This is a genomic window from Nesterenkonia flava, assembly GCF_031432335.1.
GTDB lineage: Bacteria > Actinomycetota > Actinomycetes > Actinomycetales > Micrococcaceae > Nesterenkonia > Nesterenkonia flava.
The window spans coordinates 1-1,317 of sequence record NZ_JAVKGT010000092.1; the positions used below are offsets into that span (position 1 = coordinate 1).

Annotated in this window: 2 pseudogenes; one reads left to right on the plus strand and one right to left on the minus strand. The window is 63.1% G+C overall.

Annotation, left to right across the window (positions count from 1 at the left end):
- Window positions 1–240, plus strand: a pseudogene (locus RH857_RS13605) (IS110 family transposase); the annotation flags it as partial.
- Between the two features lie 44 nt (window positions 241–284).
- Here the strand turns inward: RH857_RS13605 and RH857_RS13610 are convergent.
- Window positions 285–1,317: pseudogene (locus RH857_RS13610) on the minus strand (IS3 family transposase); the annotation flags it as partial.

Below are 1,317 nucleotides of genomic sequence, written 5' to 3' on the forward strand. Positions count from 1 at the left end.
GCCCGCGAGTCGATGAGCAAGGACCGTACCCGCTCCATCAATGCGCTGACCGCTCTGACACGGACCAACGAGCTGGGCATCGATGCCCGCAAGAAACTCACCGTCACCCAGATCCTCGAGGTCTCCCGCTGGCGGAGCCGTGAGGAGGAGCTATCTCTCTCCATCGCCCGCAGCGAAGCAGTGCGGCTGGCCAAGCACGTCTTGGACCTGGACCAACAGCTTACCGCCAACGAGAAGCAGCACCGTGGGGCCGGATGAGATTACGGTCTTGAAGCGCCCTGGGTTTAGTTCCGAGATTTTGGTGCGGACTCGGTCCGCTGTTCATAGTAGGCGCTCTCAACTTCTGCCGGGGTCTGCTGCCCGAGGTTCTCGTGCAGCCTGGCAGTGTTCCACCAGTGGACCCAGTTCATCGTGGCGAACTCCACCTCCGTCAGCGAAGCCCACGCCGGCTGGGAGTAGATCAGCTCGGTCTTATACAGCCCATTGACGCTCTCGGCCAGAGCATTGTCATAGGAATCCCCAACAGTGCCCACCGAAGGGCGGATGCCGTGATCAGCGAGCTTGTCGGTATAGGCGATCGCCACATACTGCGAACCTCTGTCCGAGTGATGCACCAGTTGGGCATCTTCCTGGCGTTTGGCAGTCGCCAGGGCATGCTCCAGCGCTTCCAACGACAGCGCCTCGGTGGTCATCGTCGAACGAGTGGCCCACCCGACGATCCGACGGCTGTAGGCATCGGTGACGAAGGCGGTATAGACGAACCCTGCAACAGTGCGCACATAGGTGATGTCAGCGACCCACAGCCTGCCCGGGGCGGGGGCTTTGAAGTTCCGCTCCACCAGATCCGGACGATGATCCGGCACCGGGGCGGCCACCGTGGTCCGGGGTCTACGGCCTCTCACTGCGCCTTCGACCCCGGCAGCACGCATCAACCGAGCAGTCTGATCCCGACCGATCTCCCAGCCTTCCCGGCGCATGGCATGCCACATCTTCCGCACCCCATAGACGCCTTAGTTGGCCGCGTGGATCCGCTGGATCTCGGGAATCAGCAGGCCGTCCTTCAACGCCCGAGCTGACCGGATGCGCGCTTTGGCGGCTCGGTATCCGCGGGAGGTGATGAACCCACCATCTGCCTCGTCCATCACGCGGCAGATGAGCTCGACCCCGAAGCGATTCCGGTGCTCGTCGATGAACCGGATCATCTCGTGGTGGGACGGTCGAGCTCCTTGGCGAAAAACGCCGAGGCAGACTTCAGGATCTCGTTGGCCCGTCGCAGCTCGAGGACCTCAGCCTCCAGGGCCGCGATGCGCTTCTGCG